The sequence below is a fragment of the Mycobacterium dioxanotrophicus genome, assembly GCF_002157835.1.
GTDB lineage: Bacteria > Actinomycetota > Actinomycetes > Mycobacteriales > Mycobacteriaceae > Mycobacterium > Mycobacterium dioxanotrophicus.
The window spans coordinates 5826218-5848416 of sequence record NZ_CP020809.1 but is presented as its reverse complement, the minus strand read 5'-3'; the positions used below and the strand labels follow the sequence as shown (position 1 = coordinate 5848416).

Annotated in this window: 14 protein-coding genes; 5 read left to right on the top strand and 9 right to left on the bottom strand. The window is 67.3% G+C overall.

Features of this window, described 5'->3' with window-relative positions:
* Positions 1 to 45: 45 nt before the first annotated feature.
* The 4 genes from BTO20_RS28415 to BTO20_RS28400 form a co-directional block, all read right to left on the bottom strand.
* Entirely contained in the window at positions 46 to 972 is a 927-nt protein-coding gene (locus BTO20_RS28415) for an LLM class flavin-dependent oxidoreductase (RefSeq protein WP_087082814.1), read from the bottom strand.
* 113 nt (positions 973 to 1085) lie between these two features.
* Complete coding sequence (gene phaZ / locus BTO20_RS28410) at positions 1086 to 1892, bottom strand: poly(3-hydroxyalkanoate) depolymerase (RefSeq protein WP_232490885.1); 807 nt, start codon at positions 1890 to 1892, stop codon at positions 1086 to 1088.
* Between the two features lie 4 nt (positions 1893 to 1896).
* Positions 1897 to 3582 carry a PHA/PHB synthase family protein gene (locus tag BTO20_RS28405; protein ID WP_087079280.1) on the bottom strand — a complete coding sequence of 562 codons (1686 nt, stop codon included), beginning with the start codon at positions 3580 to 3582 and terminating at the stop codon, positions 1897 to 1899.
* A 5-nt stretch (positions 3583 to 3587) separates the two neighbouring features.
* Complete coding sequence (locus tag BTO20_RS28400; RefSeq protein ID WP_087079279.1) at positions 3588 to 5093, bottom strand: long-chain-fatty-acid--CoA ligase; 1506 nt, start codon at positions 5091 to 5093, stop codon at positions 3588 to 3590.
* Between the two features lie 144 nt (positions 5094 to 5237).
* Between BTO20_RS28400 and BTO20_RS28395 the strand changes: the two genes are divergently transcribed.
* Complete coding sequence (locus BTO20_RS28395; protein ID WP_087079278.1) at positions 5238 to 6431, top strand: PucR family transcriptional regulator; 1194 nt, start codon at positions 5238 to 5240, stop codon at positions 6429 to 6431.
* 177 nt (positions 6432 to 6608) lie between these two features.
* Positions 6609 to 9830 carry an amino acid adenylation domain-containing protein gene (locus BTO20_RS28390; RefSeq protein WP_408632211.1) on the top strand — a complete coding sequence of 1074 codons (3222 nt, stop codon included), beginning with the start codon at positions 6609 to 6611 and terminating at the stop codon, positions 9828 to 9830.
* Here BTO20_RS28390 and BTO20_RS28385 read toward each other — a convergent pair.
* The gene (locus tag BTO20_RS28385; protein ID WP_157680341.1) at positions 9827 to 11098 is read right to left on the bottom strand and encodes a glycosyltransferase; all 1272 of its coding nucleotides are present in this window, start codon (positions 11096 to 11098) and stop codon (positions 9827 to 9829) included. The genes BTO20_RS28390 and BTO20_RS28385 overlap by 4 nt on opposite strands.
* 86 nt (positions 11099 to 11184) lie before the next feature.
* On the opposite strand from BTO20_RS28385, the gene sppA reads away from it, so the two are divergent.
* Positions 11185 to 12954, top strand: a complete 1770-nt coding sequence (gene sppA / locus BTO20_RS28380; protein ID WP_087079276.1) for a signal peptide peptidase SppA — start codon at positions 11185 to 11187, stop codon at positions 12952 to 12954.
* Here sppA and BTO20_RS28375 read toward each other — a convergent pair.
* Genes BTO20_RS28375 through BTO20_RS28365 form a run of 3 tightly spaced genes read right to left on the bottom strand, consistent with a single transcriptional unit; the run spans position 12951 to position 17413 of the window.
* Positions 12951 to 14300, bottom strand: coding sequence for an aspartate aminotransferase family protein (locus tag BTO20_RS28375; RefSeq protein WP_087079275.1), 1350 nt, complete (start codon positions 14298 to 14300; stop codon positions 12951 to 12953). The genes sppA and BTO20_RS28375 overlap by 4 nt on opposite strands.
* 1 nt (position 14301) lies before the next feature.
* Positions 14302 to 15948 carry an AMP-binding protein gene (locus BTO20_RS28370; RefSeq protein WP_232490884.1) on the bottom strand — a complete coding sequence of 549 codons (1647 nt, stop codon included), beginning with the start codon at positions 15946 to 15948 and terminating at the stop codon, positions 14302 to 14304.
* 7 nt (positions 15949 to 15955) lie between these two features.
* Complete coding sequence (locus tag BTO20_RS28365) at positions 15956 to 17413, bottom strand: aldehyde dehydrogenase family protein (RefSeq protein ID WP_087079273.1); 1458 nt, start codon at positions 17411 to 17413, stop codon at positions 15956 to 15958.
* 164 nt (positions 17414 to 17577) lie between these two features.
* On the opposite strand from BTO20_RS28365, the gene BTO20_RS28360 reads away from it, so the two are divergent.
* Together BTO20_RS28360 and BTO20_RS28355 are read left to right on the top strand one after the other, a co-directional pair.
* On the top strand, positions 17578 to 19242 hold the full coding sequence (locus tag BTO20_RS28360) for a sigma-54-dependent Fis family transcriptional regulator (protein WP_198344093.1): 1665 nt from the start codon (positions 17578 to 17580) through the stop codon (positions 19240 to 19242).
* Between the two features lie 139 nt (positions 19243 to 19381).
* Positions 19382 to 20164 carry an enoyl-CoA hydratase-related protein gene (locus BTO20_RS28355; protein ID WP_232490883.1) on the top strand — a complete coding sequence of 261 codons (783 nt, stop codon included), beginning with the start codon at positions 19382 to 19384 and terminating at the stop codon, positions 20162 to 20164.
* 64 nt (positions 20165 to 20228) lie between these two features.
* Here BTO20_RS28355 and BTO20_RS28350 read toward each other — a convergent pair whose 3' ends face one another.
* A complete protein-coding gene (locus tag BTO20_RS28350; RefSeq protein WP_087079270.1) occupies positions 20229 to 22193 on the bottom strand; it encodes a primary-amine oxidase in 1965 nt (654 codons plus the stop codon).
* Between the last annotated feature and the right edge of the window lie 6 nt (positions 22194 to 22199).

Genomic DNA, 22199 nt, shown 5'->3' with positions numbered 1-22199 from the left:
CGAACTGCGGCGTGTCGGGGACTTCCATGTCTGCTCGCGCAAATCTCAGGTGAGCTGGGGTAGCACCTCGGCGGCCAGGCGTTCCATCTGCTCACGATCCTCGGCGACGTTCACCCCGGCGGGATTGAGCACGACCATCTCGGCACCGGCGTCGGCCACCTCCTGCAGCCCGCGCACCACGTCGGCCGGCGTACCCGACACCGGCACCGCCTCGATGCCGGGCATCTGGCCGTAGATCCGGTGCAGCCCGTCGACGACGCGTTCGCGGGCGCGGGCGGCATCGTCGTCGATCATCAGGTACACCCGCTTGCCGATCGTGTAGGCGGCCGGATCCTTGCCCTGCTCGTCGAGTTCGCGGCGCACCGTCTGCACCGACTCGGCGAATGTGGCGGTGGTCGACGACCCGGCTCCGAGGAACGCATCCCCGTACCGGACCGCGCGGGCGAGCGCATTGGGCGCGGTGCCACCGAACCAGATCGGGGGGTGCGGGCGCTGCACGGGCTTCGGCTGGATCGGCAGGTCCTCGACGTCCCGGAACGTGCCGTGGAACGTGATGCGCGGCTCGTCGGACCAGGCCGCTTTCATCAACTCCAAGCCCTCGTTGAAGTAGCTGACGAACGTGGCGCGGTCCACCCCGAACGCGGCGAACGGCCGGAAATTGCCGCCGTGCCCGACCCCGACGTCGAGGCGCCCGTGGCTGAGCTGGTCGACGGCCGTGATGGCCGACGCGAGTTGCAGCGGATCGTGCAGGGAGGTGATGAGCACGGCTACCCCCAGCCGAAGCCGGGTGGTGCAGGCCGCCGCATACGACAACAACTCCAGTGGCGCGACACCCGGCGCCTCGCCGATCGTCTGCTCCATGGTCCAGCCGCCCTCGAATCCCAACTCCTCGGCGCGGGCCAGATAGGCCTTCAGACCCTCATCGTCGAAGCGACCGGTCACCAGCTGCGGTATCGAAATCGAGAATCTCACCCACACCACGGTACGGCCGAACCACCAGTCGCCAGGTCGTGCCCGCCAATTCGACGACGATGTCGTGTTGTGGCCGGCCCGACGACATTTTCGTCGAACTCGCGGCGGGGTAGCTACGCGCGCTCCCCGGGCTCCTCCACGAAGCTGCTGATGGCCGGGGCCAGCGCGTCCGCATTCGCGACCAGGTCGATGTGACCGCCCGGATGGATCAGCATCTGTGCGTGCGGCATGAGGCGACTCATGATGTGCGCGTTGGCAATCGGGACGATGGGGTCGTCGGTGCCCTCCACCAGCAGCGTGGGTTGGCGGATCGCGGGCAGGGCGAACAGGCTCGTCCAGACGGCCCCGGCCAGGAGCTGGTGCAGATAGCCCATCTTCGACCCGGCATGCAGCTGGGTGCCGAAGATCTTGGCGATGTCGAAGCCGTGACCACGGGCCGCGCCGCCGTAGAGCTCACCGGCGATGGCCGACACATACTCCGGATCCCGAAAGCGTCGCGGTGTCAACATCTTCGCCAGCACCCGCGGGTGGGCCGGCACCATCAGCGCACCGGTGCCCGTCGCGACCAGCACCAGCCTGCGGCAGCGGCGCGGATTCTGGAACGCGAACTGCTGGGCCAGCGCCCCGCCCCAGGACAGGCCCAGGACGTCGACGACGTCGAAGCCGAGCTTGCTCAACACCCGTCCCAGCACCCAGGCCAGATAGGGAAAGCCGTACGGCAGCGCCGAAACCGGGGAACCGCCTGTGCCGGGCACGTCGAAGCGAGCCACCGTCAGATCGGGATCGAGCGCCGCGACGAACGGGTCGAGGACCTCCAGGCTCGCCCCGATCCCGTTGCACAGCACCAGTGGGACACCGGTTCCGGGGCGGACATCCACCCGGATGCGTTGCCCGCCTGCGGCGATGTACGTCTCGGTCATGGCCTCAGCTCTCATGGACGTAGGTTCCCGGCGCGGGGGCCAGTGGCTCGTAGCCGGCACCGCCGAGGGCTTGGGGCGCATCGACTTCCGGCCCGCTGCGCTCACCCAGCCACGCCATGTAGTGCGGCCACCACGAATCCTTCTTGGCTTCGTTCTCGGTGAGCCAATGCTCGGCGGTCGAGTCGTCGACTACGCCTGCCCGGAACGATGCCTTCGGGTTGCCCGGGGGATTGACGAGGGCGGCGATGTGGCCGCTGGTGGACAGCACGTAGGTGTTGTCCTTGCTGCCCAGCAGCTGAGCACTGCGGTAGGTGGCCTGCCATGGGCAGATGTGGTCGGCCACACCGCCGATCACGTAGGCGTCGTTGGTCACCGTGCCGAGGTCGACCGGGGTACCGAGCATGCTCACCGCACCTGGGGTGGTCAGCGAATTGTGCAGCCCCATCAACACCATCTCGCGGTGCAGGGCGGCCGTCATCCGGGTGGTGTCGGCGTTCCAGAACAGCACGTCGAAGGGTGCCGGTTCGCGGCCCTGCACATAGTTGTTCACCCAGTACCGCCACACCAGGTCGGTCGGCCGTAGCCAGGCGAACATCTCGGCCATGGCGCGCCCGTCCAGATAGCCCGCACGGGCCGATGACCGGATCGCCGCGTGCGCGGAGCGCTCACTCATCGCCGCCGAGGCGAAACCGGCCCGGTTCTGGTCGAGCACAGTGACGGCCAGTGTCAGCCCCGCGATCTTGTCGGCCTCACCGATCTCGGCGAGATGGGCAGCCACCATCGCCGCCAGAATGCCGCCCGAGCAGGTCGCCAGCAGGTGCGCACTGTCGGTGCCCGCGATCTCACGGACCGCGTCGAGCGCCTCGACGATCGAGCCACCATAGGCGTCCAATCCCCAATCCCGGTGGCGGGCTTGGGGGTTGCGCCATGAGATGGCGAACACCTGCTGGCCTTGAGCCACGAAGTACTCGATCATGCTGCGGCCCGGGGCGATGTCCATGATGTAGTACTTGTTGATCACCGGCGGCACCATCAGCAGCGGGATCTGCCGCACGGTGGGGGTCTGCGGCGCGTAGTGGATCAGCTCGAACATGCGGGTCTTGAGCACCACCGCGCCCTTGGTGATCGCCACCGTCTCACCGACGGTGTAGGCGTCGGGTTCCACCATCGCGGGCACTCTCGGCTTGGAAGCCATGTCGCGGGCGAAGGCTTTCAGGCCGCGCACCGCCGACAGGCCGCCGGTGTCGATCAGTGCCTTCCAGCCCAGTGGGCTCAGGATCGGGCTGTTGCTGGGTGAGAGGCCTTCGAGGATGTTGTCCAGCACGAAACGCATCTTGTCGCGGTCCCGCCAGTCCAGATCGGCCGCGGCGAACAGCGCCTCGGCGGTGTCAGCCGAGGCCAGGTAGGCCTGCATGGTGCGGCGCATCAACGGATTGCCCTGCCAGGCGGGATCGCTGAACCGCTTGTCGGAGCGGGCCGGAGCGCGGTCGGAGTTGCCGGTCGCGATCGTGGCGAGTTCCCGGCCGAGGCCGCCGATCTGGTCGGCGACGGTGCGGGGCTGACGGGCCAGGCTGCCCCCGAACCTGGCCCAGGACCGGTTGGGCATCATCCGGCCGGCAAAGCTGCGGGTCGAATTGACCAGTAACAGATCCAGCGGTGCGGCGAGTTCGTCGAAACGGTTGTCGGTCATGGCGATCAGTGGCTTTCGGTGGTGGGGATGGCGATTTCGCGGCGCAGGATCTTGCCGGTCGGCCCTTTGGGCAGGGCGTCGACCAGCCAGACGCGGCGCGGGTACTTGTAAGCGGCGACCCGTTCCTTGACGAAGTCGCGCAGCTCCTCGGGTGCAGTCTGGGCGCCGTCCTTGAGTGCGACTGCCGCGCCGACCTCCTCGCCGAGGGAGTCGTGCGGGATGCCGACGACGCAGGCCTCCGCGACGGCCGGGTGCTCGTAGAGCACCTCCTCGATCTCGCGGGGGTAGATGTTCAGGCCGCCGCGGATGATCATCTGCTTCTTGCGGTCGACGATGTAGAAGAAGCCGTCGTCGTCGACCTTGCCGATGTCACCGGTGCCGAACCAGCCGTCCGGCGAGATCGCCGCGGCGGTGGCCTCGGGTAGGTTCCAGTAGCCCTTCATGACGTTGTGGCCGCGGATCTGGATCTCACCGGGCTCACCCGCGGCGACCTCGGTGCCGTTGTCGTCGACGACGCGCATCTCGACACCTTCGATGGGCGTGCCGATCGAACCGGCCTTGCGCTCGCGGTCGGGGTGGTTGAAGCAGGCCACCGGCGAGGTCTCGGACAGCCCGTAGCCCTCCAGGATCGTGGTGCCGAACGTCTCCTCGAACTCGGTGAGCACCGGCACCGGCAGCGCCGCGCCGCCGGACGCGCAGATCCGCAAAGTCTTTGCGGCGCCGAGAAATTCGGGAGCAACGGCGAGCAGTGCCGAGTACATGGTCGGCACGCCCTGGAACACCGTCACGCCATCGCGTTCGATCGCTCGCAGCGCGGTACGAGGGTCGAACCGCGGGATCAGCACCAGTGTCGCACCGACCGCCACCGCGGCGTTGAGACCGCAGGTCAGGCCGAACACGTGGAACAACGGCAGGCAGCCCATGATCACGTCGTCCGGGCCCACCTCGATCAGCGTGCGCAAGGTGACCTCGGCGTTGCGGCGCAGGCCACCGTGGGTCAACTCGGCGCCCTTGGGTTTGCCGGTGGTACCGGAGGTGTGCAGCACCACCGCGGTGTCGGTGTCGGCCCGCTCGACCGGTTCGGGCTGTTCGGGCAGGTCGGCGATGAGGGCGGGCAGTGTCGCGTCGTCGACCAGCCAGGCCTGTGCGCCCGCGGCCGTGGCGCCGTCGGTGGCGGCCTCGGCGAACGCCGGCGCGCCGAACAGGGCCTTCGCCCCCGTGTTGGCCAGGTAGAACGCGACTTCCCGGGCCTTCAGCAGCGGGTTCATCGGGACGGCGATGGCGCCCCGGCGCATGATGCCGTAGTACGTCACGGCGAATGCCGCACTGTTCGGCAGCATGATGCCGACCCGATCGCCGGGGTCGATGCCGGCGCGCTCGAGGAACGTGGCCACGCGGGCCGCGGCGGTGTTGAAGTCGGCGAGGCTCAGGGTCGTATCGTCACAGCGAAGTGCCGTTCGGTCGGGGTACTTCTGTGCTGCTGCAACGAGATTGGTGCTGAGGTTGGTCACGGTCTCCTCCGGGTGCCGACGTTGTCGTTCGATACCTCAACTGTGCGGTCCGGGCTGCCGGAAGAACATGGTGGCGGGAACAACGTCGCAGGCAGTCTGCTGTGAGCGCTCACACCGAGCGCCCCGCGGGCCTATCGTGTCCTCATGCCAGCGGCGCCCGACCCGAGCATTGTGCGGCTCGCCGAGGCCGTCCTGGCTCGCGCCGATGCCCTGGCCACCGACATGGCCGAGGTCATCCGGCGCGACGTCGCGTTCTATGCGTCCAACCGCAGCCTGGTCGACGACGCCGAGCTGCACCGCAGCTGCCGGGCCCAGATGGTCTACGTGTTCGACGCACTGACCGCCGACAGCGGACCCGAACTGGCCGACGTATCGGCTGCCGAGGACACCGGGGTGCGGCGGGCGCTGGCCGGGGTGCCGTTGGCGATGGTGATGTCGGCCTACCGCGTCGGCTTCCGGTTCATGTGGGAGACGAGCCTGGCCCAAGCGCGCGACCTCGACATCAGCCCCGAGGCCATCCTCGCCACCACATCGCAGATCATGCTCGCCCAGGACTCCTTCACCCAGGCGATGACGGGCGCCTACCGCCAGCAGTTGACCCAGCAGATGCTCGGCAAGGAAGAGGAACGCTCGGCTCTGGTCGAGGCGATCCTGCAGGGCCGCATCACCGACACCCAGAACCTGTGGGATGCTGCCGACATTCTGCGGCTGCCCACGTCTGGTCCGTATGTCGTTGTGGCAGCGCAGGTTCCGGGGATCGGACGCACAGGTCTGCCGGAGATCGCGAACAAGCTCGACACCCGCGACATCCGGTCGGCGTGGCGGCTGCTGCCCGATCTGCAGGTCGGCATCGTGCACCTGCGGCGCCACGCCACCCAGGACGAGCTGTTGGACATTCTGCGGTCCGCGGCGTCGGACCGGGTGGGCGTGAGCCCGCCGTTCGACGATCTGACGGTCACCGGCGAGGCCTTGCGGTTCGCCCGGCTGGCCATCGCCGGCAGGCCGACCGACGATCAGCTGGTGCAGGTTTTCGATGGGTCACCGTTGGCGGTGGCGGCGGTCGCCGCACCCGAGGTCATGCAACGCATCGGGCATGACGTCCTCGGCGGGTTCGACGATCTGCCCGCTGAGGAACGCCAGATCCTGGTCGACACCTTTCAGGCGTGGCTGGACTCCGGCGGCTCCGCCAACGAGACGGCCGCCAAAATCTACGTGCACCCCAACACCGTGCGCCACCGTCTGCATCGCATCGAGGAGCGCACCGGCCGGTCGTTGTCGCGGCCCCGTGACATCGCCGAATTGTGTCTGGCCTTCGAGGTGCACCGCAGGCTGCCGTGAGTCGCTCGCGCAGAAACAAGGCCGCACAATCGCATTCGCCGCCCACAGAATTCTGCTGCGGTAGATTTCGGAAGAGCTGAGCGAGGGCGGCTCAGCGAGGGTTCGGCGGTTGGGGGATCAATGCGATCAGATGATGGTGCGCCACGGGCGATCATGCCGGAAGGCCACACCACGCGGTTGTTGTCGATCGACCTGATGGACGCCGACGAACGCGGCCTGCTCGACGACTGGGGCAACCGAGCTGTGCTGACGCACGCAGCAGACCTGGCGGTATCGATTCCGGAGTTGTTCGCGGTACAGGTCACCTCGCACCCGCAAGCGGTGGCGATCACGTGCGGTGCTCGCTCGATGACCTACGGCGAGCTAGATGGGGCATCTGATCGCTTGGCGCACTTGCTCGTTGGCCGCGGCGCGGCCCCGGGAGAGCGGGTGGCGATCCTGCTGCCACGCTGCGCCGAGGCGATCGTGGCGGTCCTGGCGGTGATCAAGACGGGAGCGGCGTACCTGCCGATCGATCCCGCGCATCCGGACGCGCGTGTCGGGATGGTCCTCGCCGACGCCGGGCCGGTGGCAGTGATCACCACCGCGGAGCTGCGTGCGCGACTCGACGGGTCGCGGGTGCCGGTCATCGCCATCGACGACCGCGCCGACGACGCTTCTCCCGGCGGCAGTTTGCCGGCCCCGGCCCCTGACGACATCGCCTACGTCATATACACCTCGGGAACCACCGGCGTACCCAAGGGCGTGGCCGTCACTCACCGTAATGTGACCCGGCTTTTCGAGGCTCTCGGCACCGAACTGGCGCGCGGGCAGGTCTGGACGCAATGTCACTCCCTGGCCTTCGATTATTCGGTCTGGGAAATCTGGGGCCCGCTTCTGCACGGCGGGCGGTTGCTGATCGTGCCGGAGGATGTCGTTCGCTCGTCGGAAGAATTCCACGCCCTGCTCGTCCGCGAACACGTCACGGTATTGAGTCAGACCCCGTCGGCGTTCCATGCGCTGCAAACCGCCGACGCGCTGCAGCCCGCGACGGGGCAGCTGAGTCTTCAGACCGTGATATTTGGTGGCGAAGCGCTTGCGCCGCAACGCCTTGCGTCGTGGTTTCGGAACCATGCCGAGCTACCCCGGATGATCAACATGTACGGCATCACCGAGACGACGGTGCACGCCTCCTTCCGCCGGATCGGCGTCGAAGACATCGACAAGAGCATCAGCCCGATCGGTGTGCCCTTGCCACATCTGGCCTTCTTCGTGTTGGACGGGTGGCTGCGGCCGGTGTCGGCAGGCGTCGTCGGTGAGTTGTACGTGGCGGGGGCCGGAGTGGCATGCGGATACTGGGGCCGCGCGGGTCTGACGGCATCGCGTTTTGTGGCGTGCCCGTTCGGCGACGAGGGTGCGTCCGCGCTACGCATGTACCGCACGGGTGATCGGGTCTGCTGGGGTCCTGACGGTGACCTGCAGTATCTGGGTCGCGTCGACGAGCAGGTCAACATGCGCGGTTATCGCATCGAATTGGGCGAGATCCAGGCCGCGCTGGCCGGGCTGGACGGCGTCGACCAGGCGGTGGTGATCGCCCGAGAAGACCGCCCCGGCGACATGCGCCTTGTCGGCTATGTCACCGGCGCTGCGGAGCCTGCCGAGCTGCGTGTCCAATTGGCCGATCGATTGCCCGCGTACATGGTGCCGAGCGCGCTGGTGACGCTGGAGGCGTTGCCGGTGACCGTCAACGGCAAGCTGGACACGCGTGCCCTGCCGGCACCGGAGTCCCACGGCGCCAGCCATTACCGTGCGCCGTCGGGCGCGGTCGAACAGATCCTGGCCGACGTCTACGCCCAAGTCCTCGGTGTCCAACGGGTCGGCGTGGACGACTCCTTCTTCGACCTGGGCGGAGACAGCCTCTCGTCGATGCAGGTGGTGGCCCGGGCACGGGCGGCCGGTGTCGTGTGCCGGCAACGCGATGTCGTCGTCGAGCAGACGGTCGCCCGGCTTGCGCGGGTGGCCGCTTCCGCCGAGGGACAAGCGACCGTGGCCGACACCGGCACCGGCGCGTTGATCGGCACCCCGATCATGCACTGGTTGCACGGTTTTGCCGGACCGATCGATCAGTACAACCAGACGGTGGTGGTGCAGGCCCCGCCAGGAGTGAACGAGACCGACGTCGTCGCCGTGGTGCAAGCTCTGCTGGACCGGCACGCGATCCTACGGCTGCGGGCGCGGGACGGCGACGACGGCGCGTGGTCGCTGTCGGTGCCCGAGGAAGGGTCCGTGGACGCCCGCGGCTGCGTGCATGCGGTGGATGCCTTGTCCGATGAGGCGCTGGCGGCCGCCCGATCACGGCTGAATCCCGAAGCGGGGTCGATGTTCACCGCGCTGTGGGTGCCGACGACGGGCCGGCTGGCGCTGATGATCCACCACCTCTCCGTCGATGCGCCATCGTGGCGAATTCTGCTGGAGGACTTGAACATCGCGTGGGTGCAGCACCGCAGTGGACAGCCCGTGCGGTTGCCCGCAGGCCGGACATCGTTCGCCCGGTGGGGTTCGATCCTCGCTGAGCACGCGCGCAGTGCCGAGGTGGTGCAGATGGCCGATGTATGGCGGCAACTGCTCGCAACCCCGGCCGCGCTACCCGCGGTGCAACCAGCCGTCGACACCTACGCCACCGCGGGCCATCTCCTGGTGACGTTGGACGCCGACGTCACTCGACGTCTGCTCGGGGATGTGCCTGCCGCGTTTACCGCTGGGGTGCAAGACATTCTGTTGATCGCATTCGGGTTGGCCTGGAACGAATTCCTCGGCGCCGGCGGTGCCCCGATCGGTATTGACGTCAAGGGCCACGGACGAGCCGAGCAACTGCGCGACGACGTGGATCTGTCCCGCACGGTGGGGTGGTTCACCAGCAAGTACCCGGTGGCGCTGACCATCGACGATCTGCCCTGGGCGCAGGTGGCTGACGGGGACGCAGCACTGGGCCCCGTGATTCGGGCCGCATTGCAGCGACTTCACGCCATACCGGACGGTCTGACCTACGGTCTGCTGCGGTATCTGAATCCCGAAGTCCGCGTGGACGGTTCGGAGCCTGTCATCGAATTCAACTATCTGGGGCGCTTCGATGCCGGCGCCGCCGACGTCTCCGATGAGCTGTGGCGGGTCGACGAGAACGCCATGGCAGCCATCCCCGCGGCCTCAGAGATAGACACGCCGCTGGGGCATACCGTCGAGTTCAACTCGGCCATCCTGGATACCGGCACCGGGCAGCGCCTGCACGCGACGTGGACGTGGGCGCCGTCGGCACTGAGCCAGGACCAGGTCGAGCGCCTGAACCAGTTGTGGTTCGACGCGCTCAAAGGCATCTGCGCGCATGTCGAGCGTGCCGGTGTGCCGACACACTGCACTGACTAGACGAACCTCCGCACCCGGGCGAAGTTCTCGACGAGATCGGCGGCCGCGGTGACGCTGTCGGCGGGTTTGGTCATCCGCCCGGCGAGTTCGCGAGCGCGAATTGCGTACTCCGGCGACAAGATCTGGCGCAGGTCTGCGACGAGCGTCTCGCGGGTCGTGCGGGACAGGCGGCGGTGCGTGCCCACCTTCAGCCGGCGTTTCAGCTGAGCTCCCCAGATCATCTGGTTGCCGTCCACCGAAAGGACCAGCGTGGGAACCCCGGCCCGCAGACTCGCGGCCGAGGTACCCGACCCACCGTGGTGCACGATTGCGCGGCACAGGGGAAAGATGGACGCGTAATTCACCGCGCCGACGATCTTCACGTGATCGGCATGCGCGACGTCGTCGAAGTCACTCCAGCCTGCGCCGATCAACGCACGTTCACCGAGCTCTGCGCACGCCCGACTGATCATCTCGACCGTGTCGGCGGGAGATTTCACCGGCATGCTGCCGAAGCCGAAGAAAATCGGCGGTGTTCCCGCAGAGATCCACGCCGCGGCTTCCTCATCGGCGCGGGTTGCCAGCTCCATCGTCAGCGCGCCCACAAAGGGCCGTTGATGTCTCCATGCCGCCCATTCAGCCGCCAGGCCCGGGAAGGCGACCTGGTCGTAGGCCTGGAGTTCCAAAGCTCCCTGTTCGGCAATCCGTCGCGGCGAGGGGCCTGTTGTTTTCGGTAAGCCGAGTGCGCCTCGCTGCGTGTCTTCGAGCTTCTTGCTCAGCCGCCAGATCAGCCAGTCGAACGCTCGCACCGCGACGCGAGAAGCCGGAGCCGGCAAGATCGCCACAACCTGACCGTTGGGACGCATAGGGACGTGGTGCAGTGTGACCAACGGAAGCCCGTGGTGCTCAGCCACATTGGCAGCGATCTCCTGGTATGTCTGCCCGGCGAGGACCAAGTCGGCGCCATCGGCAAGGGACGTCAGTGTCGTGCTCATCTGCGTCCACGTCCGGTTGGTCACCTCCTGGATTTCACGGCCGGCCTGCAGTTGGTCCCGGATTCTCCAAAATCTGCCGAACAGCGATGTCGTGAAGGTGAGGTACGCAGCCATCCAGGCCTGGGTCTCGGCTCCGTAGGGTACGGCGGACAGGCCTGCCGATTCTGCGAAGCCGACCAGGTCGGGCGGGACGGCGATGCCCACATCATGTCCCCTGCGCTGCAGTTCCCGGCCGATCACCACCGAAGGTTCGATGTCGCCCCGAGTCCCATAGCTTGCCAGCGCAAATTTCATCGCCGATCAGCCTAGACGCCCGTCGGCGGCGAGAGTCCCTTTCGCTGACCGTCGGACCTGCGCCGGGGCGTCGGTAGGCTCGGAGCATGTTCGACTTCCTCCCGAGCCTGCCCGGTCCCGACGATTTGCGGGCGTTGGTCCGCAAGGTCGACACCGTCCGGCACAACGGCGTCCCAAGTGCGTGTGTTCTCGAACTCGATCTGACGTCCGTGCCTCCGGAGACCGCGGGGTTCGATCCGTTGGCGATGATCTCCGTCGGAGGACGGCCTCTGGTCCTGCGTCAGGCCGTCGCGGCGATCCACCGGGCTGCAGACGATGACCGGGTGGCCGGGTTGATCGCGCGGGTACAGATTCCGGCCGCGGCAGCCGGACCGGTGCAGGAGTTGCGCGACGCGATCGCCGAGTTCGGCGCGGTCAAGCCGACCCTGGCCTGGTCGGAAACCTATCCGGGCACCTTCTCGTACTACCTAGCCTCGGCGTTCCGCGAGGTGTGGATGCAACCGTCGGGCACCGTCGGACTGGTCGGTTTCGCCACCAACGCGATGTTCTTGCGCGATGCCCTGGACAAGGTCGGGATCGAAGCGCAATTTGTGACGCGTGGTGAATACAAGTCTGCGACAAACATCTTCACGCAGGATCGCTACACCGACGCGCACCGGGAAGCCGACAGCCGGCTGATCGAGAGCCTCCAGAGCCAGGTGTGGCAGGCCATCGCGGAATCCCGGCAGGTATCGATCGACGCCATCGACGCGCTGGCTGACAAGGCGCCGCTGCTGCGCGACGATGCCGTAGCGGGCGGGCTGATCGACCGGATCGGCTTCCGCGATGAGGCGTACGCGCGCATCAGTGAACTCTGCGGTGCCGCAGCGGAATCCGATGGCGATGACAGCGCTCCGCGGTTGTACCTGTCGCGGTACGCGCGGGCGTCCACACCCAAACCGACACCTGCGATTCCCGGGCTCAAATCGAAGCCGACCGTCGCCGTGGTGACGGTGCACGGGCCGATCGTCAGTGGCAAGGGTGGTCGGCAGGTGCTGCCGTTCGGTAACTCCGGAGCCGGGGGCGACACCATCGCAGCGGCCCTGCGGGAGGCGGCAGCCCAAGACGACGTGGTGGCCATCGTGCTGCGGGTGGACAGCCCCGGCGGCTCGGTGACTGCCTCCGAGACCATCTGGCGTGAGGTGGTGCGGGCCCGCGAGGCAGGCAAGCCCGTCGTCGCGTCGATGGGAGCCGTGGCGGCATCGGGTGGCTACTACGCGGCGATGGCCGCCGACGCGATCGTCGCCAACCCGGGCACCATCACCGGGTCGATCGGGGTGCTGACCGGCAAGCTGGTGTCACGGGAGCTCAAGGACAAGCTCGGGGTCGGTTCGGATGCGGTGCGTACCAATGCCAATGCCGACGCCTGGTCCACCAACGCACCGTTCACCGATGAGCAGCACGCCCAGGTCGAGGCCGAGGCCGACCTGTTCTACCAGGACTTCGTGCAGCGGGTCGCGGACGGCCGCGGCTTGGCGGTGGAGGCCGTCCAGGACGTGGCGCGCGGCCGGGTGTGGACCGGGGCCGACGCTCACGAACGCGGGCTCGTCGACGAACTCGGCGGGCTACGCACCGCGATCCGCCGGGCCAAACTGCTGGCCGGCCTCGACGAGGACACCAAGGTCAAGATCGCGCATCTGCCCGGATCGTCGTTGCGGGACCTGTTGTCGCCCAAGCCATCCTCGCAACCGGCAGCGGCGTCGCTGCCCGAGGCGCTGGGCTCGCTGGCCGTCGCATCAGTGACCGGGGTGCTGGAACAGGCTCAGCGCTCGCTGACCGGCGCGAACGCGATGTGGTTGGGGGAGTACCGCTTCTAGAGTTCGCGTATGACGTGGTCGAATTCGGTCAGGAAGCGATCGACGTCGGACTGGCTGAACACCAGCGGGGGCCGGACTTTCAGCACGTTGGCGTATGGACCGACCACGCTGATCAGCACCCGGCGGCGCCGCATCCCGTTGACGACGGCCGAGGCGATCAACGGATCCGGGGTCTTGGTGTCGAGGTCGGTGACGAACTCGACACCGAGATACAGGCCCGCCCCGCGGACGTCGGACGGGCGCCCGGCGCGCTGCAGAGAGGCCCGCATACCGGCCAGCAGCTGGGCGCCCTTGTCGGCTGAGTTCGCCATCAGGTTCTCTTCGCGGATCACGTCGAGCACGGCTTGGGCTGCGGCGACCGGCACGTTCTCGCCACCAAAGGTGTTGAAATACGGGACATCCGAGCCGAACGCCGACATCACCGACGGCTTGGCCACCACACCGCCGATGGGCAGGCCGTTGCCCATCGGTTTGCCCATGGTGGCGATGTCGGCATCGAGGTTCCAACGCTGATGACCCCACATGGCATCGCCGGTACGGCCGAATCCCGGCTGCACCTCGTCGCTGATCACCAGACCTCCGGCGCGGTACACCACCTCGGCCGCTGCGGTGAGTGACGTGCGGTCGGCGTAGAGACCGTCCGACGAGAACAGCGGGTCGATGATCATCGCTGCCAAGGCGATACCATCGTCGGCGAGGTCAGCTATGCAGGCCGCGACCTGATCGGCGAATTCCTCCGCCACCGCAGATGCCGTGGTGCGGAACGTGTCCGGCGGCGGAACCAGCCGAACATCGGCTCGCTGTGTCCACCCGCCGCCCGACGATGGTGACCAGCCGGAGACGTCGCGGGTGTTGCCGTGGTAGGCGTGGTTCGACACGATGACGCCGGTTCCGCCGGTGACGTGGCGTGCCATTCGCATCGCGAGATCGTTGGATTCCGAACCCGTGCAGGTGAACATGACGTTGCGCAGCTCGGGTCCGTGGGTGGCGGTCAACTGCTCCGCGTAGTCGATGATGTCGCTGCACAGATACCGAGTGTTGGTGTTGAGCAGGCTCAGCTGCCGGGTGACGGCCTCGACGACCCGAGGGTGGTTGTGCCCGATGCTGGGTACGTTGTTGTAGGCATCGAGGTACTCGTCGCCGTTGACGTCGACGATTTTGGTGCCCAGCGCGCGGACCGGGCGCAGCGGATCGGTGTAGACCAGCCGATAAGCCGGGCCCATGACGTCGCGGCGGCGCTGGATCAGCTGTTGGGTGTCCGCGTCGAGCGCCGAAATATCCGATGGGTCAAGGGCGTTGAGTTCGACCGCATCGACGGGGCTGGCACCGAATTGCTGGGTGGTCATGTCAGGGTTCCTTCCGGAGGAGACCGGCCCGCAGCTCCCGTCGCAGGATCTTGCCGGTGGTGGTCAGCGGGAGTTCGGCACGGAATGTGATGGCTCGCGGGTACTGGTAGAACGCGAGCCGGGATTTGACGTGCTGCTGCAGATCGGCGGTGAGTGCGTCGTCGGGCTGCTGGTCGGCCGTGAGGACCACGAACGCGTGGATCGCCTCTCCGCGCAGTTCGTCGGGCACGCCCACGGCGGCGGCCATCGCGACGGCCGGATGTGACAGCAGGCATTCCTCGATCTCGCCGGGGCCCACCCGGTACCCGGCGGTGGAGATGATGTCATCGGCGCGGCCCTGGTAGGTGAAATTGCCTGCGTCGTCACGTCGTGCCAGGTCACCGGTGTGGATCCAGCCGTCGTGCACTTTCTCGGCCGTCTTGTCGGGCTGCCGCCAATACTGAAGGAACTGGCCGGGATTGCCTGCGCGCACACAGATTTCGCCGGGTTCGCCGGGCGCGACCGGCCTGCCGTTCGCGTCGAGCAGCTCGACGTCGAATCCGGGGAAGGTGCGTCCCATCGAATCCGGTTGGGGCCGTGCACGGTCCACGGTGGTCCCGACGATCATGTTGATCTCGGTCTGCCCGTAGAACTCGTTGATCGACGTGGTGAAGGTGCTCTCGATCCAGTCCCGCAGCGCGGTGCCCAGCGACTCACCGCCGGTGGCCAGGATGCGCACCGCCAGACCACGGGTGTCAGCGGGTGTGATTCCGGCACTGCGCAGCTGCTTGAGCGCTGTCGGCGGGACGAACGCCGCCGTCACCCGATGACGGCGCATCACCTCCAGCGTGCCGGCCGCGCTGAACTTGCCCGGGGTGGCGACCACAGGGCATCCCAGGGCCAGGGCGGTGAACAGCACATCGAAGAGGCCACCGATCCAGGCCCAGTCGGCGGGTGTCCAGAACACGTCGCCGGGTTGTGGCGCGTTCATGAACGCGGTGCGCATGCCCGGCATGTGCGCGGGCAGGATCCGGTGCCCGTGCAACGCGCCCTTGGGCTGACCGGTGGTACCCGAGGTGTAGATGATGATGGCGGGCGAGTCCGGTCCGGTGTCTGCGGTGTGCGCGAATTCCGTTGCGGGGTAGACCTCATCGAACGATCTCAGCTGCTGCGGCTGCACGCAGCGATTGTCGGGTCTCGGGCCGACCACGAACACAGTCTGCAGCGACGCGACATCGGCCAGAGCCTGCCGCACGCGCACGTAGTTGTCGGTATCGATGACCAGCACCCGGGCGCCCGAATGGGACAGCCGGTAGGCCACGGCCTCTGGCCCGAACTTCACCGACAACGGCACCGTTACCGCACCCAACCGAAATGTTCCCAGATGCGCAGTCGCCACCTCGACGCCCTGCGGCACCATCACGCCGACGCGGTCGCCGACGCGGGTGCCGCAGTCGTGAAGCAAGCCCGCGAATCGACGGCTCAGCGATGCGAGTTCGCCGAAGCTGTAGCGGGTGTGCGTGCCGCCGTGGTCGACGATCAGCGCGACGTCGGCGGGCCGCTGATCGTCGACACATGCCCGCGCGATATTCAGGGTGTCGGGGACGTGCCATGTGAACGGCGTGGCCTGCAGGTCCTGCCACAGCGCGCGGACTTCTGGCGTACTCACGGACGCATCAGACCTTCGAGATGTTGATGACCTGGATGTCGGTGAACGCGTTGAGCCCGTCGACACCGAATTCCACGCCCAGGCCCGACTGCTTGCGTCCGCCGAAGGGGACATCGGGGGACAGCGCGAAATGCTGGTTCACCCAGGCGGTTCCACTCTCCAGCCGGGAGGCCACCGCGGCTGCGCGGGCGACGTCGGTGCCCCACACCGAATTGCCAAGACCATAGGGGGTTTCGTTCACCCGGCGGACCGCATCGTCGATATCGGTGTAGCGCAGGATGGTCCGCACGGGCGCGAACGTCTCTTGCGCGATCAGCGGATTGTCGTCGTCGATGTCGGTGAGCAGCGTCGGCGGGACGAAGTAGCCGGGCCCGTCGGGAATGACGCCTTGGGCCAGGATCCGGCCGGTCTCCTGCGCGGTGCGCAGATGGCTCTGCGCGGTCTGGTACTGCTTGGCGTTCTGCACCGGGCCCATCTCGGTATCCGGATCGAGTCCGTCGCCGACCTTGATCGCCCGGACCCGCCGGGCCATCGCGTCGCAGAGTTCGTCGAAGATGGCATCGGGCGCATAGATGCGCTTGATGTTGATGCACACCTGGCCGGCGTTGAAGAAGGCCCACTGGCACAGTCCGTCGGCCACCTTCTCGACATCGGCGTCGGCCAGCACGATCGCGCCGTCGTTGCCGCCGAGCTCCAGCGTGACCCGTTTGAGGGAATCAGACCCCGAGCGCATCACGGCCTTGCCCACCGCGGTTGAGCCGGTGAAGGAAACCTTGGCGACATCAGGGTCGGTGGTCACCATGGGGCCCACCGATCCGTCGTCGCCCACGACGTTGAGGACTCCGGCAGGCACCAGATCGGCGATCAGCTCGCCCAGCAGCATGGTGTTCAGCGGTGTGGTCGGAGCGGGTTTGACCACGAGGGTGTTGCCCATCAGCAACGCCGGCGCGATCTTGTACATGGCCTGGAAGAACGGGAAGTTCCACGGCAGGATCGCCGCCACCACACCGACCGGACGGCGATGGATCTCGATGCGCGCCTCGGCATCGTCGCGGACCACCTCGGGTCCTGGACGCTGGCCGGCGAAGTACCGCGTGAACTGCACGGCGGCGTCGACGTCCGAGCGCGCCGCGGCCAGCGGCTTGCCCTGCTCCAGCGTGGTCAACCGGGCGATGTCGTCGGCTTTGGCCTCCACCACGTCGGCGATCGCGCTCAGCACCGCGGCACGGTCGGCCACGGGCAGCGCACTCCAGCCGGGAAAAGCCGCCTTGGCGGCCGCGATGGCAGCGCTGACCTGGCTGCGGTCGGCGATCGGGCCTGCGGTCACTGGCGCCGCGGTGGCCGGGTTGACGACGTCGAGCTGGCGGGCCCCGTCGACCAGTGCACCCCCGATGAGCATCCGGAACGGGTGGGTGGCCGGATCCCCCAGTGCGCAGCGACGGATCTGGTCAAGCTGAGTGGACATGTTCGGCTCCTACCGGACGGAGTGGCCACAGCGCCGAGACGTCTCGCCGTGGATGTCCCCATCATCGGGGCGGCCCTTCCCCGGTATCTGTCCGAACTCTGCACAGATGTCCTATGCGGCTCAACATAATGATTGAAGCGACCGGGTGCGGAAAGGAGCGGGAGATGACGCAGCTCGTCACCGACGACGTCGAACACCACGGGCATCGGCGGGAAATTCAGGCGTCATGGCGCCGTTCGCGTCTGGCAGGGCTGGCACCCGACGCGGAGTTGGATGCCGTCATCGGCGACGTGGACTCGTCGAGCCGGATCATGCAGGCGGCCGCCCCGGTGCTCAAGGATCTGTCGCGGCAGTTCGAAGGGTTCGAGGTCGGTACGCTGCTCGCGGACCGCTCGGCCACCTTGGTCGCACGCTGTTTCGGCACCGACGCTCTGGCCCGCGAGGTGGACCGGCTCGGTGCGCTGCCCGGTGTGGACTTCTCCGAGGCCCGGTCGGGGACCAACGCGATCGCCACGCCGTTCGAGACCCGGTCTGCGCTGTTCGTATCGCGCGAGGACCATTTCCTGGACAGCATGCGCAAGTACTTCTGCGTGGGTGTGCCCATTCTGCATCCGGTCACCCAGCGCATCGAGGGCGTGATCGACGTGATGACCAACGCCGAAGTGAGCCCGGCGTTGATGAAATCGGTCATGATGCGCGCGGCCCGCGACATTCACCAGGGTCTCATCGAGAGCTACGACGTCAATCTGATGGCGGTGTTCGCGGCGTTCAACACCTTGCGGCGCACCGCAACCGATGCGGTGGTGATGATCAACGACGACATCGTGTTGAACAACCGGCACGCCGTGGACATCCTGGCCCCCGAGGACTACGTGACCCTGCGTGGCATCGCGCTGGAGCGTCCGGGCTTCTCCGGGGTGCTAGAGCTCATGCTGAGTTCGGGTTCGGCGGCCACCGTCAAGGTCACCGACATGGGCGACCCGCACGCTGTGGTTTTCCAGCTGCGGCGCTCCGGCGAAGCGCCGCAACCGATTCCGCGCGGCACGCGGCCGCAGCGGGCGGGTTCTGAACTCGACGCTGCCATCGACCAGGCGCGCTCGGCGGTCGGGCACGTGTTTGTCACGGGCGAGCCGGGCGCCGGAAAGACCTGGGTGGCTACGCAATTGGCAGAAGGCACTGATGCCCGGTTCCTCGATGCCGGCGATGTCATCACCATCGGGGCCCAGGAATGGGTGGCCGATCTGCAGCGCACCGTCGCTGCCGCACCGGGCGTGCTCGTCGTCGACAACGTGGATCTGCTGAACCAGCAGGCGCTCTCCTGGCTGTCCCGGATCCTGCGGTCGCCGGAGGCCCGAAAGGTGGTGCTGACCGCAACCGCGCGTGACGACGCCGGCGCCGACACCGGTTATCTGCAGAGCTTGTGCACGTCGTCGGTGGGCGTCCCGCCGTTGCGGGAGCGTGCCGCCGAGTTCAACTCGTTGGCCCGCGGCATCGTCGGCGAGTTGGCGGGGAGTCAAGTCCGGCTGACCCTGTCGGCGCTTGAGGCGCTCGCAGCACACAGTTGGCCGGGCAACGTCTCGGAACTGGCCCGGGTGTTGCGTGACGTGGTGGCCCGACGCTCGGCCGGTGACATCACGGTCAACGATCTGCCCGCCCAGTTCCATGCCACCAAACAGCGCCACGGCCTGACCCAACTGCAGGAGATCGAACGCGCAGCCATCGAGTCGGCGCTCAAGGCCTGCCACAACAACAAGGTGCATGCGGCGAATCAGCTGGGGATCAGCCGGTCAACCCTGTATGCACGGATTCGTGAGTACCGGCTCGGCTGAGCCACGTATTGGCCGCAGCCACCACGTGATTCGCCCGATCGACGAGTTCTGTCCGCTGCTGCATCAAACCCGAAGGCGCACAGCAACTGTCCGAAAGTCGGACAGCTACACATGTCGAGATGCCGGAAGATGGAGCTCCGTGACCACAGACGCCTGCCCGGCACCCCTGGTACTGCGTGAGGATCGGGGGCCGGTGCGGATCCTGACCCTCAACCGCCCCGCGGCGCTCAACGCGTTGTCGGCACGGCTGATCGACCAGTTGCACACCGCGCTGCGCGAGGCCGATACCGACCATGCGGTGCGCGCCCTGGTGCTCACGGGAGCCAACGGTAATTTCGCCGCAGGTGCCGACATCGCCGAGATGGCCGACGAATCCTTCCTCGACATGTTTCTCCAGGACTACGCCAACTCCGGATGGGAGAGCACCTCGGCGGTGCGCACCCCGATCATCGCGGCGGTGGCGGGTTACGCCCTGGGCGGTGGCACAGAGCTGGCGATGATGTGCGACATGGTCTTCGCCGCTGAATCGTCGGTGTTCGGGCTGCCGGAGACCACGCTGGGGATCATCCCGGGTGCCGGTGGCACTCAGCGGTTGTCGCGGGCCGTCGGGAAATCGGTGGCGATGGACATGATCCTGACCGGCCGCCGCATCACCGGTCGGGAGGCACTAGCCATGGGATTGGCTGCACGGCTGGTGGCCGACGACGCCCTGCTCGATACCGCGGTCGAGGCGGCGTCGATCATCGCGGGCAGATCCTGGCCGGCGACGCTGATGGCCAAGGAAGCCGTGAACCACTCGTTCAACAGCACCTTGAACGAGGGCATCAGGGTGGAACGCCGGTTCTTCAACGCATTGTTCGCCACCGACGGCCAGAAGGACGGCATGGCTGCGTTTCTGGCGCGGAGGCCGAAGAACGGCTAGAACACCGATGGGCGCCCGGACCACCGGCTTGAGGGGGATGCCGGCGGTCCGGGCGTTCATTCGGTCAGCCGTGGCAACTGCGACCGTTCGGCGGCACGTCGAGCGTCGGGTTGCGGTCGAAGAACCCGTCGGCCTTGAGCGTGAAACCGGTGTAGTCCATCGGCATCACCGGCCAGTCCTCGGGGCGCGGAAAATGCGTGAGGCCGAAGGTGTGCCACAACACGATGTCCTGGCCGTCGATGTCGCGGTCGGCGGTCACCCACGTGGGCAGTCCCGCGTGGCCGTGGTTCTGGTACACGTATTCGCCGGCGGGGTAGCGTTCCTCGGGGTCGTAGCGGGTGACCCACAGGTGCTTGGTGGCGAAGTTCGCCCGCCGGTGGGTCGACGAGTTCTCGTCGGCGAGCATGAGTGGTGCATTCTGTGAATGCAGCACGTAGCCGACCGGGTTGCCGAGGCGATTGCGCTTGTCCGGGTTGCTGATCCGCCACACCCTCCCGATCGAGGCGTCCCCGGTCCGCTGCCCGTCGGACTCGCGGTACAGCCGGGTGGCGGTGCGGGTGAACGCATTTCCGTATGGGTTGTCCGGTCCCATCGGGACACGGGCCGCGTCGAGCTCGTCGACCGCGTTGGCGTCGCCGTCGACGGCCATGTCCAGGCGCGCGCAGAACATGTGCTGATGGAACGGCGCGCCAAGGCCCGGCGCCAGTTCGTTGGCATATGCCGAATCACCGTCGGGCAGTGCGGATGTGAAGACCACACCGGTGGCCTTGGCCTCCAGTTCGATGGTGCCGTCGAGATACAGGTACCAGTAGAACCCGTAGTCGTAGTTGCCGATGGTGGTGAAGAACGAGATCACCAGGCGCCGTGAGCGCCGGGACTCCGACATGCCGTTGAACATGTCGTTGTGCTTCCACAGCAGCCCGTAGTCCTCCTCGTGGATGCAGATGGCGTTGTCGATGGTGCACGGCCTGCCGTGGTCGTCGGCGATGGTCGCGTCCAGATAGTGGATCTCACCGAGACAGTCGCAGCCCAGCTTCAGCGAGTTGGTGTAGCGGCAGAACATGTATTCGCCGGTGTCGAAGTAGTTCTGGTAGAAGCGCGACGGCGACGGATCGGCGTAGAACACCACCATCTCGGCCACCGAGGCGCGGTACAGCACCGGCCGCCGCCGACCGTTGTCGAGGTACGACACCTCGTGCAGCGTCAGCCCCTCACGGCCGTCGAACCCGATGCGCACCGACCAGTTCTCCCACGTCAGCACATCGTCATCGACGGTGAAGCTCGGGCCTTCGGGTTGCGTGATCTCCAAGGGTTTCAGGGTGTTCCGCCGCGGCGACGCATGCGGTTCGGCGTCCCACTCGCCGCGTTCGGCGGGCACCGGAAGGTCGGCGTCGTCGACGATCTTCTGGACGGTCCTGGCTGTCAGGTCGACGTAGGCGACCAGGCCGTCGATCGGATGCGCCCACGGCAGATCCTTCTCGTCCTCCTGGCAGAAGCCCACCACCCGGGCCATCCGCTTGCCGATCTCGTCGGTGAACCCGAAATGCCCCGCCGACAGCGGCACCCCACGCACCTTCGCCGGGTCGATACCCCGTCGGCGCAGTGCGGCGCACCATGATTCGTCGGCGGCGACCAGTTTGTCGGCAATCTCGAACTCTTCGTCGAGCAGCGACACCTGACCGTCGCGCACCGGGTCGACGGCCGTGTTCGACACGATGCTCCGGTCGTCCAGCGAGATCACGACGCGGCTGCCCTGGCCGGTGGCCTGGTCCAGCAGATACATCCGGCAGCGCCGGTCGATGTGGTGAGCGGGGTCGCGCTGGTACGCCCGGACATCGCTCTTGTCGGGCTCGTGCAGACCCACGTACACGAACCGGGTGTCGGCGGTGACCATGCCGGCTCGTTCCAATACCTCACGGGCGCTGGTCATCTCGGCTGCGGTGAGACGCCGCAGCGGGTGGTCGGCAGGACGGTCGATCTCGTGTACCAGACGGTTCCGGTCAGCGGTGGGATCTGCGACGGTGGTCATGACGGG

Coding starts and splice junctions, on each gene's coding strand:
- phaZ (WP_232490885.1), bottom strand. CDS start 1,892: ATGACCGAGACGTACATCGCCGCAGGCGGGCAACGCATCCGGGTGGAT.
- BTO20_RS28405 (WP_087079280.1), bottom strand. CDS start 3,582: ATGACCGACAACCGTTTCGACGAACTCGCCGCACCGCTGGATCTGTTA.
- BTO20_RS28395 (WP_087079278.1), top strand. CDS start 5,238: ATGCCAGCGGCGCCCGACCCGAGCATTGTGCGGCTCGCCGAGGCCGTC.
- BTO20_RS28385 (WP_157680341.1), bottom strand. CDS start 11,098: ATGAAATTTGCGCTGGCAAGCTATGGGACTCGGGGCGACATCGAACCT.
- sppA (WP_087079276.1), top strand. CDS start 11,185: ATGTTCGACTTCCTCCCGAGCCTGCCCGGTCCCGACGATTTGCGGGCG.
- BTO20_RS28375 (WP_087079275.1), bottom strand. CDS start 14,300: ATGACCACCCAGCAATTCGGTGCCAGCCCCGTCGATGCGGTCGAACTC.
- BTO20_RS28365 (WP_087079273.1), bottom strand. CDS start 17,413: ATGTCCACTCAGCTTGACCAGATCCGTCGCTGCGCACTGGGGGATCCG.
- BTO20_RS28360 (WP_198344093.1), top strand. CDS start 17,578: ATGACGCAGCTCGTCACCGACGACGTCGAACACCACGGGCATCGGCGG.
- BTO20_RS28350 (WP_087079270.1), bottom strand. CDS start 22,193: ATGACCACCGTCGCAGATCCCACCGCTGACCGGAACCGTCTGGTACAC.